This window comes from Colwellia sp. MB02u-6 (assembly GCF_014077095.1).
Classification (GTDB): Bacteria; Pseudomonadota; Gammaproteobacteria; order Enterobacterales; family Alteromonadaceae; genus Cognaticolwellia.
Map to the genome: position 1 here is coordinate 14,994 of NZ_JACGVG010000025.1, position 22,855 is coordinate 37,848.

Sequence of the window (22,855 nt, forward strand, 5' to 3'; positions counted from 1 at the left end):
ACTTTCCTAGCAAAGTGATTGTTTGGTGGCGTTAATTCGCATAATTAAGCTGACCGTGTGTTATTAAAAATTATCGTACTTTAGAGCTCAAAGCCAATCTAATCTGTGATGGAACAGTTAGAAAATCATGTGTAGTAAGAGACTATAGTCATTTAGTAGCGGTTATAGTGGTTAAGTTTTTACTAAATTTCTGACAAAAAAAAGCGTTTACCTAATAAAGTAAACGCATTATAAAAACATAAAACACTTAGGGAAGTAAGTCTCTCATATGGTAAGAGTGGTTGTTTAGATGTAAGTTCAAATTTTGTTTAAATTAATTTATTTATTTTTATTATTAGAAAAATAATTTGATATTTCCCCAACTCGTCCGCACTTAATAATAAAGCTCATTGCGTATGATTTATTATGTTTTCTTACTTTTTACCTGTGTTCATTGCTTTATTACTTATGGCTTATTTGGCTGGAAAGCCTTATTGGTTGGCATATAAACGTCGATTGATAAAAGCTAAACCCTTTAAGAAAGAATGGCGAAAAATAATTCAGCAAAGAATGCCATACTTTAGACAAATGCCAGCAGATTTGCAGTTGCAATTAAAACAACATATTCAGGTGTTTTTGGCAGAAAAAGAATTTGTCGGTTGTAACGGGGTAGTGATTACTGATGAAATAAAAATTACTATAGCAGCGCAAGCATGCTTGTTATTACTCAATCGAAAAACTAATTATTATCCAAAGTTACAGTCGATATTAGTCTACCCAAGCGCTTTTGTGAAAAAGCAGCAAACGCGAAATGGTGACGGTGTAGAGTTTACCCAAAAAAGGGTCTTGGCTGGTGAGTCTTGGGATTTTGGTAAAGTGGTATTGTCGTGGCAAGATACCTTAGTAGGCGCAAAAACTCCTGATGATGGACATAATGTTGTGATTCATGAGTTTGCTCACCAACTTGATCAAGAAAATGGTAGAGCCAATGGTGCCCCTATATTAGCGGCAGGACAAAGTTATCAGAGTTGGTCAGAAATTTTTTCATCACAGTTTGAAGTTTTAAAAAAACAAGCAAATACAGGTGCACCATCACTGTTTGATTATTATGGTTCAACAAATCCTGCAGAATTTTTCGCTGTTGCCAGCGAAGTTTTTTTTGAGCAGTCTAAACAATTTAGCCAACAGCATCCTAAGCTTTATCAACAACTCACTCAGTATTATAAAGTTGATCCGCTGTACTGGTAATACTGAACTTTAAAGCAAAAAGCGAGTATCACCCTTTGGTAATACTCGCTTAATATAAGACTAGTTTATATTAGTCTTATATTAAGCTTATTGTAGACCTACCTTAGGTCGAAGCGATCAAGTTGCATGACCTTAACCCAAGCATTGACAAAGTCAGTAACAAACTTATTCTCAGCATCGTCAGAAGCATAAACTTCCGCAATAGCGCGTAATTCAGAGCTAGAGCCAAAAATTAAATCAACAGGCGTTGCTTGCCATTTTAGTTCATCTGACATGCGATCATAACCTTGATATACCCCAGCTTGATCGTTGTCTTTGCGCCATGTGGTTGACATATCAAGTAAATTGACAAAGAAGTCATTCGTTAATAACCCAGGTGTTTTGGTTAGTACACCTAAATCTGAGCCATCAAAATTGGCATTAAGTACGCGCATACCACCGACTAATACGGTCATTTCGGGTACATTTAAGCTCAGTAAATTTGCTTTGTCGACCAGCATTGCGGTTGGCGACATGTAACTTTCTTCATCGTAATAATTACGGAATCCGTCAGCATTGGGTTTTAAATTATTAAATGACTTCACATCAGTTTGGGCTTGAGTAGTATCAGTACGACCGGCATCAAAAGGCACGACAATAGTATGTCCTGCTGCTTTTGCTGCTTGTTCAATCGCCGCTGCACCACCTAAAACAATTAAGTCAGCCAACGAGACTTTGCTGCTTGTTGAACGTTGATTAAAGTCACTTTGAATTGACTTAAGTTTAGCTAACACTTTACTTAATTCAGCAGGGTTGTTTACAGGCCAATTTTTCTGTGGCTCAAGTTGAATTCGTGCTCCGTTAGCACCGCCACGCATATCAGTAACACGATGACTGGCCGCTGACGCCCATGCTGTTCTTACTAATGTTGATGTGGTTAGGCCAGAATCAAGTAGTTGTTGTTTTAATTCGCTGATCTCAGCTGCTGAAACTAAAGGATGCTCAACCGCAGGGATCGGGTCTTGCCATGATAATATTTCACTCGGTATTTCTGAGCCGACATATCTAGCACGTGGCCCCATATCACGATGGGTTAGTTTAAACCAAGCTCTGGCGAATGCTTTATCGAATTCCTTTGGATTAGCTCTAAAGCGTTCGACAATTTTAAGAAACTCTGGATCTTTTTTCAATGCTAAATCAGTCGTGAACATAATGGGGGCATTACGTTTATTGGCAATGTGTGCATCAGGCACTAAATTAGCCGCAGCTGGATCGCTAGGAGTCCACTGAATGGCACCAGCTGGGCTGGTAGTTTTTACCCAGGTAAAATTCATTAAGTTATCTAAATAGTTAGAAGACCATTTTGTTGGTGTAACTGTCCAAGCACCTTCTAAACCACTGGTAGTTGCATCAGCACCAGCACCGGTACCACATTTATTTTTCCAGCCTAAACCTTGCTCTTCTATAGCAGCGGCTGCAGGTTCTGCACCAACACACTTATCAGGTTTTTTGGCGCCGTGAGCTTTACCTAGCGTATGACCACCAGCACTTAGCGCTACTATTTCTTCATCATTCATCGCCATACGACCAAACGACATTCTAATATCGTTAGCTGCTAATAGCGGGTCTGGGTTGCCATGTGGCCCAACAGGATTAACATAAATTAAGCCCATTTCTACTGCGGCAAGTGGACCTTTTAATTTACCTTTACTGTCACGTCGCTTGTCATCAAGCATGATGGTTTCTGGGCCCCAATAAACTAAATCAGGCTCCCAATCGTCACTTCTGCCACCGGCAAAACCAAAGGTTTTAAAGCCCATTGATTCTAATGCCACATTGCCAGAAAGCACCATTAAGTCAGCCCATGAAACTTTACGGCCATATTTTTGCTTTACTGGCCATAATAAGCGTCGAGCTTTATCTAGGTTGGCATTATCAGGCCAACTATTTAAAGGGTCAAAACGTTGTTGTCCACCTGAAGAGCCGCCTCGACCATCACCTACACGATAAACGCCGGCGCTGTGCCATGCCATTCTGATCATCAATGGACCATAATGGCCCCAATCTGCAGGCCACCAAGTTTTTGAGTCAGTTAATGTTGTTTCAATATCTTGTTTTAACTTATTTATATCTACAGTTGCAAATTCTTTAGCATAATTAAATTTCTCGCCATAAGGATTCGACTCAGCACCGTGTTGGCGTAGTGGACTTAAATTTAGCTGCTTTGGCCACCAAAATTGGTTGGTTTTAGCGGCATCAGCACTTAGTGCTGAAGTTGATAAGGTTATTGTTGTAAGTGCCACTGAAATAGCAGCGGCTAATGATAATGTTTTTTTAAGCATTTTAGCTCCTCAATACTCTCTGACTGTTGATTTGTTTGTGTAAATAAATATAGCCTGAGTGTAGAACTGAACAATTGATTTTGATAATTGATTGATTAGAAGATAGTGTTCTGTTTTTTGGATTTGAAATTTTACTACTTTAAATCAGTGGCTTGTATGTCTTTTTTGTTGTAAATATTTGTAGGGATAAAAATTAAGTTTAACAAGGTGATAAAAACTGATTAAACTAGGTTTTATGTTCAATAATAACTATTAATTTTAATTTAGCGCTCTTACAGGCAACTAGCATGGAAAACTATGATCTCATTAAAACAATTACATTATGCGCTTGCCGTTGAAAAAACCTTACATTTCAAAAAGGCAGCAGACGCTTGTAATGTTTCACAATCAGCATTAAGTACCGCCATTATTGAACTTGAAAAGCAATTAGGTACCACCATTTTTGAGCGAAACAATAAGCAAGTGTTAATTACCAGTTATGGCCAACTCATTTTAAATAAAGCGAGAACGGTTAAGCTCGAAGTTGATGAACTCTTACAAATTTCTCAATCGAATAACCAGCCATTTATGCATCCGATGACCCTAGGTGTTATTCCGACTATTGGGCCTTACCTTCTGCCTAAAGTACTACCCGAGGTTAGACGACAATATCCGGACTTTAAATTGAAAATAATTGAAGAGCAATCACAAGTATTGGTCGATATGGTCAGGCGAGGTGATATTGACGCTGCTGTGCTAGCGCTGCCATTTCCTATAGATGGTTTAATGAATTTTGATTTTTGGCAAGAAGACTTTTATTGGGTCAGCCATAAAGATGAATGCCCGAGTCAGCTAAAAGAAATTACCAGTGCAGAATTAGAAATTGACAAACTTATGCTATTAAAAGATGGTCACTGTTTAAAAGATCACGCATTAGCGGCTTGCAGTATGAAAAGTGACAAACAAAAGTCTGATTTTGATTCAGCGAGTTTGCATACCTTAATTCAAATGGTAGCAGGTAAGTTGGGCACAACTTTAGTGCCACAAATGGCGCTAGATCAGTTGATTTACAACGAGTCAGAAATTAGAGCCATACATTTAAATGAACCTGGCCCACATCGCACTATTGCACTCATTATTCGTCCTAACTATGTCAGAACTAACGAGCTAACCATGTTAAGGGATATATTTAATCAAGAGCTAACTGAAAAGTGTTAATAGGGCTTTAATATTTGCCGTTTTAACTAAGCCAATTAGTGTTAACCAAGCCAGTTAGCTTTGCTGTTTATCTGTTTTTTAGAATTACTTTATTGATTTTATCAAATTTACTGGCTCGTATAAGCCAGTAATAATGAATACATAGCGTTTTACTGCAAGCTTATATCTGCATCTTGGAGTAAAGCCGATAACTAACTAATGAAAAGGAAATAAATGATGAAAAAAATAATTAAAAATATTCAAGCCTTACTGAACTCAGTTCATCAGCATAATGTTGAGTTAAATAAGCGGCAACAAATTGAATGTAACTACACGAATAATTATTATGGTGATCAGCAATGCCAAGCGATGAAAGTTGAGCAATAAAAAAGGCAGGTCTATATTTATAACGGTTATTTTTTAGCGCATTAATTCTGTGGATTCAATGGTCAATTAAGCTCAGTTAATGTTAATACCGTTAGCTTAGGGGATAAGCGTTTTTAAACGCTCTTAGAGAGGATGAAATTAGCGTTAATTATTGGGGCATGTTGAGGGTTCAATCAGCACTACATACTGGGATTCTTAAGGCCTCACGTTTTAAAATACCCGCTGCAACGTCAGCAGGTATTTGATAAAAGTCGTTAACGTAGGTCTTTGCATTTAAATATTGTCGAATTTGCTTTTTGACTTTACATGGGTTTTGACATTTTAGTGAAAACACCACCGTATAGTCGCCGAACGTTTTTGCCGATAATGTTATGGCATACTCAATGGGATCTGTAGGAGTACAGCCAATTCTGACGACATCACTAAAAAAAGAATGTGTCATCACGTAAACATTGCCGTAAGAAATTGCATCGCTGCTCGTGTGTTGTTCGGTAATTTCCATTACATCAATAACCTAAGTTAACAATCCATATAACTGTTTTAATAAAACCTATTACAAGTCACAGTATCTGCCAATAAATAAGTAATTATAGCCATAATTTTCTGACAAACAATATTCATCCCCATTTGCTTGTGCAAATTTGGTGCTGAAATTGTGTTTTAAGTAAAATAGCTATATAGCTTAGCGCTTAAAAAATGACATTAAATGAAAGTGAATGTTATAATCGCGGCCAATTTTGAGTGGGCTTGTTGTTAGCCTTCATGCTAGCTATAAAGCTAAAGAGATTTTTAATGCCATTTTCCCAACTTGGGTTGTCAAACCCGATAGTCAATGCGATAGCTGATTTAAATTATCGTCAACCCACTGATATTCAAAAGCAGGCCATACCGATTATTTTATCGGGTAAAGATGTTATTGCCGCAGCGCAAACAGGTACTGGAAAAACCGCTAGTTTTGTTTTACCTTTACTAGAAAAACTCAGTGCTGCTGATAAAGATGAAGCGCGTAATCTTCGTGGCAAACGCATTCGGGTGTTAATCGTAACGCCAACGCGTGAACTAGCCGTGCAGGTTGAAGCTAATATTGCTCAATATGGTAAATATTTAAATATAAGCTCTATGGCGATGTATGGTGGTACAGAAATAGAGCCGCAGAAACAACGTTTGATTTGGGGCATTGATATTTTGGTGGCTACCCCAGGCCGATTACTTGATATGGCGCATCAGCGGGCGGTGTACTTTGATCAACTTGAAGCTTTTGTGCTTGATGAAGCCGATAGAATGTTGGATATGGGTTTTATTGATGACATTAATAAAATTATTGAGCGTTTGCCAGAAAAACGTCAAAATTTATTATTCTCAGCCACTATTTCTGACGATGTTAGAGCACTAGCAAAAAGAACACTTTACCATGCCAGTGAAATTTCAATCGCTAAAAATAGTGCCTCAAAACCTAAAATATCCCAATGGCTGGTCACGGTAGATAAAACCAATAAGTCAGCATTATTAAGCTATTTAATTAAACAGCAGCAATGGCAGCAAGCACTAATTTTTATTGAAACCAAGCACGGCGCAGCAAAACTGGTTAGCCAATTAGAAAAGCGTGGTATTAAAGCTGAGTCTATTCACAGTGGTCGAACTCAAGCAATACGAGAGCAAATTCTTAATGACTTTAAAGCCGGTGAAATAGAGTTTTTAGTCGCCACCGCTATTGCAGCGCGCGGTATTGATATTGGCGAACTGACTCGTGTGGTTAATTACGATTTACCTGATAAAGTAGACGATTATACTCACCGTATTGGCCGTACAGGTCGTGCGGGTAAAAATGGCGAAGCGGTATCTTTTGTTGCTAAAGATAACTTTAGAAACCTTTGCGCTATTGAAAGTGACTTAGGACATGTTATTGAACGCAGAGAGTTTGATGAATTCCCAGTTAAAAAAGTAGTGCCCGAGTCTATTTTGAATTATGTCCCAAAGCATAAGCGTAGTTAAATCAGAGTTAAGTTAAGAATTAAGTTAGATTTAAATTAAGTGTTAAATCAAAAAAAAGCACTAATTTCAATGGCCAATAATGACTTTTTACATTAAATGTAGCGATGATATAATAACGACACTGTTCGCAGTTGAACTTAGTGAAAAACAACCATAAATAAGTAATCATAAACAAGTCAGAAAGTAGGAAACTTAATGAACCCAATTATTGCAATTTTAAAAGAACATGATGTAAGCGACGAGCAAATTAAAGCGGTATTTCAAGCGCTAACAGAAAACCCCATAATGGCCATGGCGACAGTACAACAATTGGGTATTCCACAAGAAAAGTTACAAGCCTTGATGATGATGCTAATGCAAAATCCTGGACTGATTGAAGAAGCGGTAAATGAGCTAGGGTTAGATTTTTCGAAAGTTGAAGCAGCCAAAGCGACTTTAACTAAAGAAAACTAGTTATACCAGCAAGATTAGTCATATGATTAATCTTGCTAACAATAGGCTGATAGTGACTTCAGCCTTTTGTAAACTATAGCGTTAAACTATAGCGTCAAGTTATACCGGCAAATTATAGCGATAAATGACCAGTAAGCTTTTTGCTAGTTTTCGCTATAAATGTTGGCTATTAGTTAGACCTGGTTTGTATAAGTAATTTACTCGACCCAAATTGTTGCTTTAATAATTTTCACTGCTTGTTTTGTTTGACCAGAGCGACTACCTAAATTTTCAATGGCAGGCAGTGTTGTCTCTAAGCCCTCAACCACCTCACCGAAAATGGTATGTTTACCATCTAACCAAGGTGTGGCGGCAAAGGTAATAAAAAACTGACTGCCGTCAGTGTTTGGTCCAGAGTTGGCCATGCTCAGTAATCCCGGCTTATCGTGACTTAATGTGCCGCTAAATTCCCCAGCATATTTATAACCTGGGTTACCGCTACCATTACCTAAGGGGTCGCCACCTTGTGTCATAAAGTTATTGATCACACGATGAAAAACCAAATCATCATAAAAGCCAAGTTTAGTTAAGTAAATGGTGCTTGTTGCATGCATTGGTGTGGTTTCTGGGAATAACTTAATTACCAACTTTCCTTCAGTAGTGTCTAACTCCCAAAAATATTGTGCTTCTGGGTCAAATGTTACTATTTCAGGTTTTTCTAGTGTGGTTTTCCAATCACTTTGAGTTTTATCTATTTTTTGCTTTTCAAGATAAGCCTTAACCGATTTTACGGCGGGATCTGAGTTAAAACAACCAGACAATGCTATTAATAATAACGAGATTAAGCTTCTTTTTAGTAATGAAAAATGAATTTTTAGCATGTAACTGCTTCCTTTATATCAGGCAATTTGTAATATTAGGCGATAGATTAGTTAATTCTTCACGGCTGAGCAATTGTAATTTTATGATTTTAATCGCTTATTTAGGCAATAACCCCACGTCAGTAAAAATAGCTTCCCGTTGCAAACTTAATTTAGCACGGTTATTTAATTTGATATCACCATCACTGACTTCTACGCCTAATGAACTTAATAGTGTTAAATAATTGGGAATAGCGTAACTGGCTGAAAACTGAGTTAGTAACGCGCTAAAAATTTTACTTTGGCTCAATTTATCTAATTTTTGTGTTATTTCTGCCGCGCTTAGATATTGATTAAAGCAGCAAGCTTGGAGTTCTTTTAAAGCTAAATCTAATGAATAAGGTTTAGCTGCGTTTTTTGATAACGCTCTTAAGGCAATATCAGCTTTGAGCCAATAAAGTGCGCCACTCCAGTAAATGCGCATATAGTTTTGGTTTTGACTGATGTGATCACTGACATAAGCTAATCTTTGATGCGCATAGTTTTGCTGTTTATTACCGCGTTCAAAGCCCTCATAAAGTTTTTGCCACATAGTTTGTTCGTCAAACATGCCAATTCTAGCTTGGGTAATATTTTGATAATAACTGGCTAATCCTTCAGAAAACCATCTAGCATCAGTGGCGTCATAAGGGATCAGTAAATGGCTAAATTCGTGATAAATGGTCCAATCAGCTTTTAAAGTGTCGAGACTAGTATTGAGGTTGACCACTAAAGTAACCGTTGGCGGTGACGAGCGATTTACTTCTCCCCAAGGTACGGCACTAGTGCCTTGGTTGCTGGCTTTAATAACAGTTAGAAAATTCTCAAACGGTAATGCACCATAAACTAGCCTCAAAGCCTGGTTGGCATGAATAACCCAATCGGTAAGTAGCGTTTTTTTATGCTCTGGAATATCTTTGGCAAACTTGATCTTAGGTAATGTTACCCTACTATGAGTGTTTGGCTTTATAGGTAGTGGCTGCGTTAAAACCATAGCGCTAGCATTATTAATAAAACAGCCACTAAAAGCTATGGCTGCAAAAGCAATGTTTAAAAAAAAGTGGCAAGGTTTAGATTTGATTTGACTCCCCATGTTATTAATTATCCTCTGAGCTCTGGCTATTTAATGGCATCTCATTACTAGCTTAATTTACTAGCGCATTTTGAGCTGATATTTCTGGTTATTGTCCAGCAGCTGACTTTAGTTAATGCTAATTATGATCTAGTTACGCAAATTTAAATAAGCCTACTTATTTACTTAGATCATGGTGTTATATTTATCGCCTGTAGCTTGGCATTTATAGAATTAATTTCCAGTAATAAAAATAAGTTACACTATAGCCTGTGAGAACATCATCGTGATAAAAATAAATAATTTTTGTAAACTTACATTACGCTGTATTATGACTTTTAGCGCTAAAAACTGGTGACTAACATTAAGTCATACTATTAATTTATACTATTTAGCTAAAGGCTTGATGATAAAAAAATTCACTTTATACTACTTTATTTTTACTGAGCACAATTTTTAGCCCGTTTAGTTCGGCTAAAGCCAACAGTGACGCTGAGGTTACCCAATATATGGCGCTTTTGAGCATTAACGCTGCGCTTAATGGTATTCCTGCGCAAATGAGTGCGATGAACCAACAAATGCAAAGGGTGCTAACTGCACAGATATGAGACTTTAAATATTATGGAGAATAAATTGATCGAGAGTGAAATGACCGACAGCGAAAAAAAAGACAGTAACCAAACGGTTCAGTATGTCGGTTTTTGGCTAAGGTTTGGCGCAAGTGTTATTGACTCAATCATACTCATCATGTTCACTTACCCTTTTTTATTTTTAATTTATGGTGGTCAGTACTTTGATTCAGCTGAGTCGGTTCAAGGTTTTTCGGATGTTATTATTACTTATGCATTTCCAATTATTGCGACTATTTTATTCTGGATTTATAAGTCAGCTACGCCAGGTAAAATTTTACTACGAGCAAAAATTGTTGATGAAAAAACAGGTAATAAACCGACAGTTAAACAGTCTGTCATCCGATATCTTGCTTATTACGTTTCCTTGATTCCACTAGGTTTAGGATTTTTTTGGATTGCTTGGGATGACAAAAAACAGGGGTGGCATGACAAAATCGCGGGTACGATTGTGATTCTTCGTCATCAGTAATTTTAAAGGCTAGCGTAATCAAGTAAGCTGCTGCTATCTATACTTCATATATTAAGTTCTTTTATGTCAACTAAATCTATTTTAATTACAGGTTGCTCAAGCGGTATTGGCTTACACGCCGCGCTAACACTTTCAGCGCGCGGTTATCAGGTATTTGCTACGGCGAGAAAAGCGCAAGACGTTACCGAACTGCAAGCAAAAGGCCTAAGCGCTTATCAGTTAGATCTCACCAAATGTGAAAGTATTAACCAAACCGTTGCCCAAGTGCTTGAAATAACAGGTGGACGCTTGGACTATTTATTTAATAATGGTGCCTACGGTCAGCCAGGTGCATTGGAAGACCTGCCTACCGAAGCATTAAGAGAGCAGTTTGAAACCAATGTTTTTGGCTGGCATGAACTTACCAAGCAAATAATTCCAGTGATGAAGCGCCAAGGCCATGGTCGAATTATTCAATGTAGCTCAGTATTAGGTTTTGTTTCTATGGCTTATCGGGGGGCTTACAATGCGTCAAAGTATGCTATTGAAGGCTTAACAGACACCTTAAGGTTAGAGTTGAAAAGTGCTAATATTGCGGTTATTTTACTAGAGCCAGGACCTATTAATACACAGTTTAGAGCCAATGCGTTGGCGGCTATTCAAGCCCATATTGATATCGAGGCCAGCGCTCACAAAGTGCAATATCAACAGCAAATTGCGCGCTTGAGCAGTGAAAAATCAAATGCGCCTTTCACTTTAGAGCCATTAGATGTCACTCAGGCTTTGATTCATGCCTTAGAAAGTAAACGACCTAAATTACGTTATAGAATCACAATGCCAACGAAAATTTTTGCCTTGTTGAAGCGCTTATTACCAGCACGTTGGTTAGATTATTTACTCGCAAAAGGGTGAGTGGTTAGCTTCCGTTAGATTTATGTTTTAGATGTATATTTTAAAATTTTAATTTTTATATTCTGACTAACAGCCATACAAAATAGGGCTGTTATCCAAAGATAGCTCAGTTATATGCTGAGCTGAATTAGCGCTTGAACATGTAGTTATGTGGATATGCCATTATTATCTGAAGCTAAAGTAAAAAATAGGCGAGGGTGTGGCTATAAGCACACGCTCGCAAAGACATTTTTAAGCGCTATATTTTCTCAATAGAAACGGCGATTGATTTAGAAGTGGGTGTGCCACAATAATCCGCAGTGCTTTCTAACGGCACTAGCGGATTAGTTTCTGGATAATATGCCGCTGCACAGCCTGCTGGAATAATGTATTGAACCACTTTAAAATCAGTGATCGTACGTACTATATTGTCACTTGATACTGTGGTTATTTTTACTTTGTCACCATTTTTTAATTGCTGTTTCGCCATATCGTCTGCATTAACCAAAATCACTCGGCGTTCGCCATATATGCCGCGATAACGATCGTCCATACCATAAATTGAGGTATTGTATTGGTCGTGTGAACGCAATGTTTGTAAGGTTAAAATAGGCTTGTCAGTAAACGCTTCGGCAACTTCATGGACTAACTTTTCAGGTAGCTGGGTATCTGAAAAAGTGGCTTTTTCTGCCCTTGTTTTCCATTGGCGCTGCGCGGCTTTATTGTCTAAATGAAAGCCCCTACCTACTTTAATACGCTGATTATAATCATGAAAACCGGGCAAAACTTTACTAATGTCTGCTCTAATTAAGCCGTAATCGTTCATTAAACTTGTCCAGTCAACGACACTATCGCCCACTGCAGCCAATGCCATAGAAGCTACAATGGCGGTTTCTGAACGTAAATTTTCTGATGCGGGTTCATTTTGCCCGGTTGAACTATGCACCATACTCATTGAATCCTCTACGGTAATACACTGTTCGCCACTTTCTTGGCGGTCAATTTCAGTGCGGCCCAAACAGGGAAGAATTAACGCCTGTTTACCAGTGATAAGATGGCTGCGATTGAGCTTAGTACTAATTTGTACCGTTAAATTACATTGCTTTAAGGCCTGATAAGTTCTGGTGGTATCCGGCGTCGCGGCGGCAAAATTACCTCCTAAGGCAATAAACACTTTTGCTTTACCCGCAAGCATAGTATGTATCGAATCAACGGTATTGAGTCCATGTTCGCGTGGAGTTTTAAAAGCATAATGTTGATCTAAAGCGTCGAGAAACTCCATTGGTGGCTGTTCGTTAATGCCAACGGTTCTATTGCCTTGTACATTAGAATGACCGCGCACAGGGCAGGCACCAGCACCTGGCTTACCTATATTACCTCTAAGCAATAGCACATTAATAAGCTCTTGAATGGTGGTTACCGAGTGTTTATGTTGGGTGATGCCCATGGCCCAAGTAAAAATAACTTTTTTCTTACTAGCATAAATATCAGTAATTTGCTCAATGTCTTGTCGACTCAGTCCAGATTGGCTGATTATTCTTTCCCATGACGTTGCCTCAACACTTTGTTGATATGTCGCAAAATTATGACAATGCTCAGCAATAAAAACGCCATCTAGTACGGTTTCATCTTGTTTAAAGCGTTCAAGTAATGATTTAGCGACGCCACGTAGAATGGCCATATCGCCACCTAATCGCGGCGTGAAGTAATATTGACTAATATTAGTGCCAGTGAAAAGGATCATTTCTTTTGGACTTTGTGGATCTAAAAATTGCTGTAAGCCACGTTCTTGCAGGTTATTAATGCTAACAATGGTCGCGCCTCGCTTACTTGCTTTTCTTAAAGTGCCTAGCATGCGTGGGTGATTAGTACCGGGGTTTTGGCCAAAAACGAAGATAGCATCAGCTTGATCAAAGTCTGCCATTGTTACTGTGCCTTTGCTAGTGCCTAAGCTGCTAGTCATGGCGATGCCAGAAGCTTCATGACACATATTGGAACAGTCAGGAAAGTTATTAGTACCTAATACTCGACCAAATAATTGATACATATAAGCCGCTTCATTGCTGGCTCGGCCCGAGGTATATAACAGTGCCTGATCTGGTGAGGGCAACTGCTGTAATTGGTCAGCGATAACTTTAAAGGCATCATCCCAACTTATAGCTTGGTAGCGATCACTTTTACCATCAAAAAACATTGGTTGAGTTAAGCGACCACTTTTTTCTAGGGAATGATCATCCCATTGTTGTAGCTCGGTGATTGAATGTTGTTTAAAAAACTCAGGACTAACTCTTTTACTGGTCGCCTCCCATGCAATAGCTTTTACACCATTTTCACAAAAATCTACTTTACCTGCGGTGTCAGAATCTCCCCACGCACAGCCTGGACAGTCAAAGCCACCGGGTTGATTAGCCCGTAATAAGGCTTTTACGTTTTTGGCGGCGTTTTCACTTTGGATCAAATGTTTAGCCGAGCTTTTAAGTGCACCCCAGCCACCAGCCGGTGGTGAGTATGCAGGCGATGTTTTTGTAGGTTTTGACATGTAAATTACCTCTTAAGGGAAAGGTTTCAACTGACCATGATAAAAATAAAACTGGGTTAGCCCCGTTTTCTGTGTTGAATGGACCACTAACTGTCGGCTTGTGTGAGTGTTACTCATGCATCTAATTATGTACGAGTGGCTTTAGCAATAAGTTCATACTGTTAAGGCCTAGCTAATAAGGCCAGCGATAAGTAGAAATGGCCAGTTTTTTAGTAAAACAATATTATACCTGTTATTTCATTAGCTGTAATATCTTAGCTGCTGCTGTCTCGAGCGCTTATAATGTTACGTTATAGTTTTTGAGCAACAGGGCTTCTTTATCGCCTTTTATTGACAAACGCCCCTTATGCCAAATTTTTATCAGTTCCTGTCTTCTTTTAGTCGGCATTTTTTTGAGAAAATGGGTATTTCAAGTGATTTTTTTTCTAAGCTGGGGGCACAATTTTAAACTTATCATGTAAGTTTAGCTTATTTAACATATGCTGAAGAACAAGTTCATTATCGGCATATAAGTCGACTCTTTTTTCACCCATCATGAGAAATATTTGTTTAACTAAAGCATTATTACCCACAACCACTTCAATTAAGTTCGAGTTCTTTGACCCATCAATATAATTTTGATGGTAGAGATTCATTGAGCTGTAATCCTAACCTGACCCTGTTGCGATGCGTTTGCCTTTTAAATCAGACTTTCTCAAAAAATTTTGAATAGTCTGGGTGAAATGGATAAGTACTTTGTCACCAATAAAATGTCCATAGATACCGTTGGTTTTCTTAAAGTGATCTAGAACTATTAAAATAAAAGATGTTGAATATTTTTGGCGCTAGCACTTTGAGTTTTTTATTCAAGGCTTATAATGCTTGGATGCGCTTAACAATATCCCGTTCTAAACGATTTTCTTTGCAGTCACTTAACAGAGAGAAGAAACAGCTGTAAACCAAGTTTCAGTAATTAGTTACTCTACTTTATACGCAGTAACGGTTTGTTTTAACCAGTAGTAATATCCATAACATTAGTGACACCGGTATAATCACCTAAGCAGAAAATACCTTTGAAATCGGGTAACAGCTTTTTAATTGTAGTTAGCTCTATTTTGTACTCACCACTATCGCTATGCTCTTGCATTATGATGTTAATTTTTATTATCAGTGAGAATATAAATGTTTAATTACCATTAGATGATTAGCCCGCTAGCAATTGAGATCTGTCGTTTAGATTATTTCAAGCACTAAGCATTTTAACCCTTCATTTAATCATCCACTGAGTTACTGTAAAACGCTGAAAAAAACTCTATATCTGTTGTCATTTACATTGGTTTGTTTTTTAAGACAAAGGTGTGAGAGTTTACTGACACCGTTGACAATAATTTACTATTTAGCTGCACGATATCTTAATAGAACTGTTACAATTGTCTATAGCTTAGCTCGAAGGTAAATACTGGTTGAAGTTGTTGCTTATACTGTGGTTCCGCAATAAATATGCTAGTTTTTGATAAGCTAAAATCAATGAATAAGCTGACATATTGTCAGTTTTTTTCACGTAAAACCGGCAGTAATTACTTTTATTTTTAAAAGTAATTACAAGGAATATAGTTGTGCACCAAACGTTTATATCACTTTTTTCTCTGTTTTTAAGTTGTTTTATCTTATTGTTAGGTATTGGCCTAATTAATGTTTTATTGCCGGTAAGAATGAATTTAGACGGATTGAGCACTGAATCAATCGGTATTGTTTTATCGCTATATTATGTCGGTTTGTTAATAGGCGCGCTTTACAGCACGAGTTTGATCAAAAGAGCAGGGCATATTCGAATGTTTGCTGGCTGCGTGTCATTAGGTGCGGTGAGTATATTAATTTGTAGTCTCTACTCAGAAGCTATGCTTTGGGGCGCAATGCGGATAGTGATGGGGTTTTGTATCGCTTGCGCGTTCACGGCGATGGAGAGCTGGCTTAGTGATAGTTCAAGTAAAGAAACTCGGGGGCAAATATTAGCCATCTACAATGCTGTTGTACTGGCGGGGCTTTTTGGTGGGCAATTTTTTATCAACGTGGCCAACCCTCAAGACAATATGCTTTTTGTTATTGCCGGTATATTAATGTGTATAGCAATTATTCCTGTTGTACTTAGTCGCCATTTCGGGCCAGTGGTTGAAGAGTTTAGTTCAATGTCTCTGCGCTTGTTATATAAACGCTCACCACTTGGCGTGGTCAGTTGTTTTATATCCGGCATACTTTATTCTGCTGTTTTTAGTTTATTACCTGTGTTTGCAAAAGCCTTTGATATTACCGGTTTTCAGCTCTCGCTTTATATGGGGGCGGCTATATTTGGCGCCTTTATTCTACAGTTCCCTGTCGGTTTTTTATCAGATCGTTTCGATCGTCGTACCGTCTTGTTGGTGCTGTTGCTCATCTCTGCTAGTGCGGGGATTGCAGTGACTATACTGGCGCCGTTAGGGATCACATGGGCGGTATTTTTAGCTACGGCTATTACCTGTGGCATTATTGCTTGTACTTATCCATTAAGTATTACTGAAGCACTGGATAAGTTACGCCAAAGTGAGATAGTTGCTGCTATGTCGTCAATGATTTTAGCTTTTGCCTTAGGTGGGGTTTTAGGGCCTTATTCTGCGTCACTTGTGATGGATAAATTTGGTGGCGGTGCATTATTTTATTTCTTAGCTTTTATTCAGTTACTGTTAGCATGCTTTGTGGTCTTTCGAATGACGGCGCGCCAGGCATTACCGATAGAAGAACAAGAGCAGTTTGTCATGCAAGGGTCGGTAATATCTTCTGCTGTTGAACTTGATCCCCGTACCGAGTATCAAGAGTCACAATACCGGCCTTGTGCTGAAGTAGAAACAACATTGATGGTGGCAGAAACCGATCCAGCGCTTGCGGTAGCATTGTCTTTAGCGGTAGCAAAAGTCAATGCTGAGCGCGGCATAGAAGTAGCGGAAGCACTGGCAATACTACCTAATATAAATGTGTTAAATATGTTTCAAGCGATGAGTCATATTTTACCTGAGCATATAGTCGAGTTAACCTTAGCTTTAGTAACAGTTAAGCCTGAGCTTGGTAGTGAAATTGCAAAATTAACACCCTCTACTGAGTCGTAAATCTGTCAAAATAGTCAATGGCTACCTAAAAAAGTACAGATATTAATAATATACACTGGCTATACCATTAATATAAATAAACGAAAGTCTGTAGTAAAAATGTAATTTTTATTCTGGTTATAACTAATTGCTATCCACTTAGCTCGACCAACCACTATATGTTGTGGTTCCTTTCTTTTGTCATTTAGGTCTTGTTGGTGCGCAAAGCGGAAATTAGCGAGCGAGGATTAAATGTTAATTCAAATTAGATTTTTTATAGATAACGTCCATTTAAATTAAGCGCTGAGCCAAATCATTGGTTCAGTATTACTTAACTCGTTTGTACTGTTTGTACTGTTTGTTTAGCCTGCTAACTACCATTCGCGTTTGATTGCCGATTGCCGATAGGCTATTGTCATAATTAACTATCTTTTTATCAAGCTTAATTTATGAAAGCTCTTGTAATTGCCTCCTCTAAGTCCGTCCGGACGATCATCCGTGTGACGCTTGAAAGTCATGGGTTTTTCACCGACAGCGTCAGTGATGAAAAAGATGCAATAGCTTTAATCCAGCAAAATAACTACCAACTTATTTGTGTGAATAAAACCCTGGGAAGCAGTGACTGCCGTCTTTTTTGCTCAAAATTACGAGCAAGCCCTGCTACTCAATCCACACCTATCATTATGCTATCTGCCTTGGTCGAACAAGACCCTGAGTCTTTTATGGTGTCTGGAATTACTGAAATTTTTAGTAAAAATGATATTTCTTCCTTCTCTGACTATGTCCAAAGTCTGAGTAAAACCATCGATAATAGTAATTTTATTTCCGATGGAAGAATACTGTATGTCGAAGATTCAATGAGCATCGCCAATAGTACTGTGCCTGTATTAAACAAACGTGGCTATGAAGTCAGTCATATCACTACAGGTGAAGAGGCCATCAAGCTCTATGATGATGAAGAACAAGATTTTGACCTAGTGATGACTGATATCATACTTGCTGGAAAAATCAGTGGTACAGCTGTAGTACGCCATATTCGAGGCAAGGAAAAAAAGCATAAAAGTCCTATTCCTATTCCGATCTTGGCCATGAGTAGTTTTGACGATTCCTCTCGAAAATTAGCACTATTTCAAGCTGGTGTTAATGACTATGTACCAAAGCCGATAATGGCTGAAGAACTATTGGCGCGAATCGATAACTTAATCCTTAACCGGAAACTATTTAAACAACTCGAAGTACAGCGTGAACGTTTAGAAGAGCTGGCGATGACCGACCAACTCACTGGCCTTTATAATCGTCACTACCTATTAGATAGCGCATCGAAAAAAATTAGTGCCGCAAAAAGACACAACATAGATCTTTGTTTGGTGGTTATTGATATCGATTTTTTTAAGTCATTCAATGACAAACATGGCCATGCCATGGGCGATTTAATGCTCACTAAAGTTGCTGAGCTTCTCTCTAGTCACGTACGTAATAACGACATTGTCGCTCGCTTTGGTGGTGAAGAGTTCGTTATCTTATACGATTACTGTCCTTTGGCTAAGGCGCTGGAGAAAACGGAAGTGCTGCGAAAAGCCTTAGAACAATTAAAACCAGAAGGCTTAACGCTGACAGCTAGTTTTGGTCTTGCTCAATTTAACCCGCAGGATAAAGACTTTGATGGTTTATTTGTTCGGGCTGACGAAGGCGTCTATCTAGCAAAAGGTAATGGTCGAAATTGCGTTGTATCTGTTTAACCCATTAATAGATCTGAGTGATGACGATCTAGCTAATTTATTATAATTTAAAGGAAGTGAATCATTAGAAAATATAGGGTTCAATATTTGAGGCTAATGTCTTCTGTGCGCACAAAGTTAGCATTAATAATTTGATGATGAGCGACCGCAATGATGGCTAAGCAGACTATTTATTGTGATAAATATTTATCTAAATTAGGTTGGCTTTGTGGCTAGCCTATGTGAAAACTATTTCGAACTTACGTAATAAGATAATATCAACGTAAAAAGGCTCCGTAGACTAAATCTTGTAGTACGTTTGAGGCAAAACCACCTGTTAATTCACGTAGCGTCGCATAAAAATTTACTCTGAGAGTTTTTACACAGCCTGTGGCATAAGTGATCGAAGAGGTTAAATCTAGTAAACACAACATGTAGTGGTCGGTTGCGCTAAGTGGATAGCCCTTTTATAACTAAAGTGGTTATAACCATAATTTGTAGTCCCGATACGGACTAGTTTATATATTAAGGTGCAAAAATAGCGCGAAATTTTACTCCGCTCTAATAGCGTTAAAGTTGAAAATTGTGCTTTATTTATCAGTGAGTATTGTCAACGTTTGTTGCATAACAATCCCTCAGTTGAAAGTATGTCCACTGAATTAGATTTAATACCAGACAGTAGAGTTCAACTTTTTAAAGCGCTAGATTAGTGTATGCTTTAAATTAGTCACTAATTATTAAGATAAAAATTGCTAAAAAATAAATTTTAGATGCATAATAAATCATTCTTTTTTTACTCTTGACTGGTTTGACCACTATTTACATTTGGTTTTAGCGCCTTATAATCGACTATCAATCTAAGTGGTTACCCCTCGATTACCCGAGTATAAAAAAATCACTAACGCTAGAGGTATATATGTACAACCTACCATTAACAATAAAACAAAAAATAATAATGGGCTTTAGCACAATAGGAATTTTATTAGTTGCAGGAAGCCTTTTTTTTTATCATTCATTAACACAAATTAGCAAGGCCAACAGTAATGTTGAGTTATTAGCTGTTCCGGTACAAAAGCAAAGTAGTGCCTTACAAATCAAATTACTTAATATGATCAAAGTAGGTGCTTCAGGTTTCAGCCAACAAGATAGCGTTAACTTGCTTAAAAGTGAGCAAGCATACGCGAATTTAAATCAAAAGTTTCAATCTGCTGTTACGATTTTACGCAGTAAAGTAATGGACCAACCTAAAATGCTACAAGCTTTGCAGCAGGCCGAGGATCATTATCAAGACTACGTTAACCAAAGTGAAAAATTTTATTTAGCGAAAAAAAATGTTGCCTCAGCTAATGAATATTTTGTGCTTAACTTGCAATTATTTATTGAAAGTCGTCATCAAGCCAGTAATAAAATGCTTGATCTTGAATTACTTGAACTCCCTGATAATGCTCAATTACTCGTAGAAATTATTGGCACGGGTGCGCGCATAGACGATATGTTGTTTACGCTAAAAGGCACTATGTCAGGTTTACAGCAAATTTCTGAGCTCGATATTTTGGCTCAACATAAAGATGAGGTAAGTTTTTTAACAGCCAACATCACTAATAACTATAACTTTATGGTGCAACTATTTGACGGTATTGATGATCAGTCTTTACTTGAAGAGTTTGCCATGGAATTTGCTATTATAAATAACCTATTGGTCGAGCCAGGTACATTATATCAAAATAAAAAACAGGCGCTTGACGATTACATTAATGCAAATGACAGCTATAACCTGTCAGTAGAAAGCTTCAACGCGACCTACCAGAAATTAACCTTATTGTTATCGCTTGCTGAAGCACGCTTTGATGAATTGCAGCTAACAACAAAAGCAAAAGTTGCCACAGGGGAAAGCCTAGCAATATATATGGCGCTTATCTTTGTTGTTTTAGCCACTTTTATTGCCGTGGCGACTACTCGTGCGATGTTAGGCCCTTTAACCAAGGCCAATAAATCATTAGCCTTAATTGCAAAGGGAGATTTAACACAAAGATTAACCATTAAGAACCAAGATGAATTTGGTGATTTATTCAACAACATCAATAAACTGAGTGACGATTTAACCTCATTATTGAAAAATATTAGTCTGAATGCTTATTCATTAGATGAATCAGCAAAAGTGACCAGTGAGCAAAGCCACCGCATTGCCCAATCTACATCAGCACAAATTACCCGAGTGAATGAGGCCAAAAAAATTGCTGAAAAAATGTTTATCAGTTCATCAAATGTTACTGACCAAGCAAATTTGACGGCCAACAACGTTTCAGAAGCTTCAAAACATAGTGTTGAAGTACACAATATTGCTGACGATAACAGCAAGCGTATTGATTTGTTGTCAACCAGTTTAAGTGACTCAGTTGCCGTTATGGCACGTTTAAGTAAACACAGCGATAGCATTGGAGGTATTTTAGATACCATAGGTAGTATTGCTGACCAAACCAATTTATTGGCATTAAATGCGGCAATTGAAGCAGCAAGGGCAGGTGAGCACGGTCGAGGTTTTGCGGTTGTAGCAGATGAGGTCAGATCATTAGCGTCTCGTACACAGGCATCAACAGCTGAGATTCAACAAATGATTAATGCACTGCAAAAAGAAACAAAAATAGCGGAAATCGCTATTTTTCAAGGGCAAAGTCAGGCGACTGAATGTGCTTCGAAAAGCCAAGAGTTAAGCCATGGCATCAAACAAATTGACACAGCACTGCATACCATTGATGAAATGAGTAAAAGCATTAGCGTGGCGTCGAATGAACAACTTGGTTTTAGCCAAGATATTGAAGTAACAATGACTGCAGCGGCCGAAGCAGCGACACATAATGCGGCAGAGTCACAAGATTTATCGAACCGAAGCGATGAGGTAAATAAATTAGCAGGTTCGTTAACTGATTCAGTAGCACGATTTAAACTTTAAGGCTTAGATTTTAGGTTAGGCAAGATAAAGAACAAGACAAAAAAGCCCTAAATAGCACGAGTTATTTAGGGCTTTTTTTAAGCTATAGATATATGATGACTATCTAGGTGCATCAGAATAAGGGTCAAATGATTTGTTCTCATTTGAACTTTTATTTGAACTACTATTTGAACGACTTTCGGCACGGTTATGACTTGATTTATCACTAACACTAGGGCGACTGCTTTCGCGCTTATGCTCAGGTTTATAAGCTTTTTTATCTTCAGGTTTAGCACGATGAGTCTCTTTAAAACTATCTTTGCTTAGCGGTATAATCGCTTCACCCCGAACCAATACTTTTGGTTTTTTAGCCTTGATATTTAACGGAATAACGCGTTGGCGCGGTGGCGTTTCGAATTCATCTTCACCGGCTTCTGGTAAGTTTTTATAATCATAGAGATAGAAACGTTCAAGCTTCTCTCTTGCCCACTCAGTTTTACGTAAAAACTTTAAGCTTGAAGCTATGCTTGGATTACTTTTGAAGCAATTAATGCGCGTGTATTCAGCCAAAATATCAAAGCCATAGTGGCTTACTAATTCGTTTAGTAGCGTGTCTAATTTTAATCCATGTAAAGGATTGTGTAATTGTTCGTTTTCTTGATTCATATTTTGACTTATTTTTATCGTACTTATCACCATTATATACCCAAATCACCTCAAGATGCTTGTTTCAGTGGGAATTAAAAATGATTTAGGTACAGCTTTGAGTTCCCTGCAAAAGCTAAGTAGCTACATCTATCTAAGCAAGGCTACATTTAGGTCTTGTTGTATGGCAGTAAAAATAATGAAGGCGTGATAAATACTTTTAAAGTCACAGGCAAGGCGGGTCACAATAATGCATATTCAGCCGATTAGTTTTTATAATTTTAGCGCCATGTATGTATGTATGTTATATGTGCTGAAATAGAGTAACGCCAAGTCGTTATCGAGAATAAGCCTTTCCTTTAGACTTAGCCTCAAGGTTAAGTGCTATAACAGCCCTAATCTGACATTGTAAACTTGATGATGGATTTGTAGCCAAACCTTGTTGGTTTTAA

General features: G+C 37.9%; 19 protein-coding genes. 10 read left to right on the forward strand and 9 right to left on the reverse strand.

Annotated features, from left to right (window positions below; all coding sequences use genetic code 11):
- Positions 1–405: 405 nt before the first annotated feature.
- Positions 406–1,227, forward strand: coding sequence for a zinc-dependent peptidase (locus H4J46_RS01470; protein ID WP_182231817.1), 822 nt, complete (start codon positions 406–408; stop codon positions 1,225–1,227).
- Between the two features lie 98 nt (positions 1,228–1,325).
- Here H4J46_RS01470 and katG read toward each other — a convergent pair whose 3' ends face one another.
- Positions 1,326–3,548 (reverse strand): catalase/peroxidase HPI, encoded by a 2,223-nt coding sequence (gene katG, locus H4J46_RS01475; protein ID WP_182231818.1) that lies wholly within the window; start codon positions 3,546–3,548, stop codon positions 1,326–1,328.
- A gap of 297 nt (positions 3,549–3,845) precedes the next feature.
- On the opposite strand from katG, the gene H4J46_RS01480 reads away from it, so the two are divergent.
- Together H4J46_RS01480 and H4J46_RS01485 are read left to right on the forward strand one after the other, a co-directional pair.
- Positions 3,846–4,745, forward strand: coding sequence for a hydrogen peroxide-inducible genes activator (locus H4J46_RS01480; RefSeq protein ID WP_182231819.1), 900 nt, complete (start codon positions 3,846–3,848; stop codon positions 4,743–4,745).
- 213 nt (positions 4,746–4,958) lie between these two features.
- Positions 4,959–5,111: a hypothetical protein gene (locus H4J46_RS01485; protein ID WP_182231820.1), complete on the forward strand. Its 153-nt coding sequence runs from the start codon at positions 4,959–4,961 to the stop codon at positions 5,109–5,111.
- Between the two features lie 169 nt (positions 5,112–5,280).
- Here the strand turns inward: H4J46_RS01485 and H4J46_RS01490 are convergent, their stop codons facing one another.
- Positions 5,281–5,613 carry a GIY-YIG nuclease family protein gene (locus H4J46_RS01490; RefSeq protein ID WP_182231821.1) on the reverse strand — a complete coding sequence of 111 codons (333 nt, stop codon included), beginning with the start codon at positions 5,611–5,613 and terminating at the stop codon, positions 5,281–5,283.
- Between the two features lie 290 nt (positions 5,614–5,903).
- Here H4J46_RS01490 and H4J46_RS01495 point away from each other — a divergent pair, with 290 nt between their 5' ends.
- Positions 5,904–7,103 carry a DEAD/DEAH box helicase gene (locus H4J46_RS01495; RefSeq protein ID WP_182231822.1) on the forward strand — a complete coding sequence of 400 codons (1,200 nt, stop codon included), beginning with the start codon at positions 5,904–5,906 and terminating at the stop codon, positions 7,101–7,103.
- Positions 7,104–7,298: 195 nt separating this feature from the next.
- Entirely contained in the window at positions 7,299–7,556 is a 258-nt protein-coding gene (locus tag H4J46_RS01500) for a DUF2999 family protein (protein WP_182136263.1), read from the forward strand.
- Positions 7,557–7,753: 197 nt separating this feature from the next.
- On the opposite strand, the gene H4J46_RS01505 is transcribed toward H4J46_RS01500, so the two are convergent.
- Both H4J46_RS01505 and H4J46_RS01510 read right to left on the reverse strand, forming a co-directional pair.
- Positions 7,754–8,416 carry a peptidylprolyl isomerase gene (locus H4J46_RS01505; RefSeq protein ID WP_182231823.1) on the reverse strand — a complete coding sequence of 221 codons (663 nt, stop codon included), beginning with the start codon at positions 8,414–8,416 and terminating at the stop codon, positions 7,754–7,756.
- Between the two features lie 97 nt (positions 8,417–8,513).
- Entirely contained in the window at positions 8,514–9,527 is a 1,014-nt protein-coding gene (locus tag H4J46_RS01510; protein WP_182231824.1) for a hypothetical protein, read from the reverse strand.
- A 612-nt stretch (positions 9,528–10,139) separates the two neighbouring features.
- On the opposite strand from H4J46_RS01510, the gene H4J46_RS01515 reads away from it, so the two are divergent.
- Positions 10,140–10,607, forward strand: coding sequence for an RDD family protein (locus H4J46_RS01515; RefSeq protein ID WP_259365641.1), 468 nt, complete (start codon positions 10,140–10,142; stop codon positions 10,605–10,607).
- Positions 10,608–10,670: 63 nt separating this feature from the next.
- Positions 10,671–11,498, forward strand: a complete 828-nt coding sequence (locus H4J46_RS01520; protein ID WP_182231825.1) for an SDR family oxidoreductase — start codon at positions 10,671–10,673, stop codon at positions 11,496–11,498.
- 238 nt (positions 11,499–11,736) lie between these two features.
- Here H4J46_RS01520 and H4J46_RS01525 read toward each other — a convergent pair whose 3' ends face one another.
- The 4 genes from H4J46_RS01525 to H4J46_RS01540 form a co-directional block, all read right to left on the reverse strand.
- Positions 11,737–14,016 (reverse strand): FdhF/YdeP family oxidoreductase, encoded by a 2,280-nt coding sequence (locus H4J46_RS01525; RefSeq protein ID WP_182231826.1) that lies wholly within the window; start codon positions 14,014–14,016, stop codon positions 11,737–11,739.
- Positions 14,017–14,441: 425 nt separating this feature from the next.
- Positions 14,442–14,651, reverse strand: a complete 210-nt coding sequence (locus H4J46_RS01530; protein WP_182231827.1) for a hypothetical protein — start codon at positions 14,649–14,651, stop codon at positions 14,442–14,444.
- Positions 14,652–14,663: 12 nt separating this feature from the next.
- Entirely contained in the window at positions 14,664–14,816 is a 153-nt protein-coding gene (locus tag H4J46_RS17020) for a diguanylate cyclase (RefSeq protein WP_310650191.1), read from the reverse strand.
- 188 nt (positions 14,817–15,004) lie between these two features.
- Entirely contained in the window at positions 15,005–15,142 is a 138-nt protein-coding gene (locus H4J46_RS01540) for a hypothetical protein (protein WP_182231828.1), read from the reverse strand.
- A 469-nt stretch (positions 15,143–15,611) separates the two neighbouring features.
- Here H4J46_RS01540 and H4J46_RS01545 point away from each other — a divergent pair, with 469 nt between their 5' ends.
- The 3 genes from H4J46_RS01545 (at position 15,612) to H4J46_RS01555 (ending at position 21,779) form a co-directional block, all read left to right on the forward strand.
- Positions 15,612–17,132, forward strand: coding sequence for an MFS transporter (locus H4J46_RS01545; RefSeq protein ID WP_182231829.1), 1,521 nt, complete (start codon positions 15,612–15,614; stop codon positions 17,130–17,132).
- 428 nt (positions 17,133–17,560) lie between these two features.
- On the forward strand, positions 17,561–18,850 hold the full coding sequence (locus H4J46_RS01550) for a diguanylate cyclase (RefSeq protein ID WP_182231830.1): 1,290 nt from the start codon (positions 17,561–17,563) through the stop codon (positions 18,848–18,850).
- An 895-nt stretch (positions 18,851–19,745) separates the two neighbouring features.
- Positions 19,746–21,779, forward strand: a complete 2,034-nt coding sequence (locus H4J46_RS01555) for a methyl-accepting chemotaxis protein (RefSeq protein WP_182231831.1) — start codon at positions 19,746–19,748, stop codon at positions 21,777–21,779.
- 99 nt (positions 21,780–21,878) lie between these two features.
- On the opposite strand, the gene H4J46_RS01560 is transcribed toward H4J46_RS01555, so the two are convergent.
- Positions 21,879–22,424: a VF530 family DNA-binding protein gene (locus H4J46_RS01560; protein ID WP_182231832.1), complete on the reverse strand. Its 546-nt coding sequence runs from the start codon at positions 22,422–22,424 to the stop codon at positions 21,879–21,881.
- Between the last annotated feature and the right edge of the window lie 431 nt (positions 22,425–22,855).

Bases quoted from the DNA above. Each gene is read 5' to 3' on its own strand.
- H4J46_RS01470 (WP_182231817.1), top strand. From the start codon at position 406: ATGTTTTCTTACTTTTTACCTGTGTTCATTGCTTTATTACTTATGGCT.
- katG (WP_182231818.1), bottom strand. From the start codon at position 3,548: ATGCTTAAAAAAACATTATCATTAGCCGCTGCTATTTCAGTGGCACTT.
- H4J46_RS01480 (WP_182231819.1), top strand. From the start codon at position 3,846: ATGATCTCATTAAAACAATTACATTATGCGCTTGCCGTTGAAAAAACC.
- H4J46_RS01485 (WP_182231820.1), top strand. From the start codon at position 4,959: ATGATGAAAAAAATAATTAAAAATATTCAAGCCTTACTGAACTCAGTT.
- H4J46_RS01490 (WP_182231821.1), bottom strand. From the start codon at position 5,613: ATGGAAATTACCGAACAACACACGAGCAGCGATGCAATTTCTTACGGC.
- H4J46_RS01495 (WP_182231822.1), top strand. From the start codon at position 5,904: ATGCCATTTTCCCAACTTGGGTTGTCAAACCCGATAGTCAATGCGATA.
- H4J46_RS01500 (WP_182136263.1), top strand. From the start codon at position 7,299: ATGAACCCAATTATTGCAATTTTAAAAGAACATGATGTAAGCGACGAG.
- H4J46_RS01505 (WP_182231823.1), bottom strand. From the start codon at position 8,416: ATGCTAAAAATTCATTTTTCATTACTAAAAAGAAGCTTAATCTCGTTA.
- H4J46_RS01510 (WP_182231824.1), bottom strand. From the start codon at position 9,527: ATGGGGAGTCAAATCAAATCTAAACCTTGCCACTTTTTTTTAAACATT.
- H4J46_RS01520 (WP_182231825.1), top strand. From the start codon at position 10,671: ATGTCAACTAAATCTATTTTAATTACAGGTTGCTCAAGCGGTATTGGC.
- H4J46_RS01525 (WP_182231826.1), bottom strand. From the start codon at position 14,016: ATGTCAAAACCTACAAAAACATCGCCTGCATACTCACCACCGGCTGGT.
- H4J46_RS01530 (WP_182231827.1), bottom strand. From the start codon at position 14,651: ATGAATCTCTACCATCAAAATTATATTGATGGGTCAAAGAACTCGAAC.
- H4J46_RS01540 (WP_182231828.1), bottom strand. From the start codon at position 15,142: ATGCAAGAGCATAGCGATAGTGGTGAGTACAAAATAGAGCTAACTACA.
- H4J46_RS01550 (WP_182231830.1), top strand. From the start codon at position 17,561: ATGAAAGCTCTTGTAATTGCCTCCTCTAAGTCCGTCCGGACGATCATC.
- H4J46_RS01555 (WP_182231831.1), top strand. From the start codon at position 19,746: ATGTACAACCTACCATTAACAATAAAACAAAAAATAATAATGGGCTTT.
- H4J46_RS01560 (WP_182231832.1), bottom strand. From the start codon at position 22,424: ATGAATCAAGAAAACGAACAATTACACAATCCTTTACATGGATTAAAA.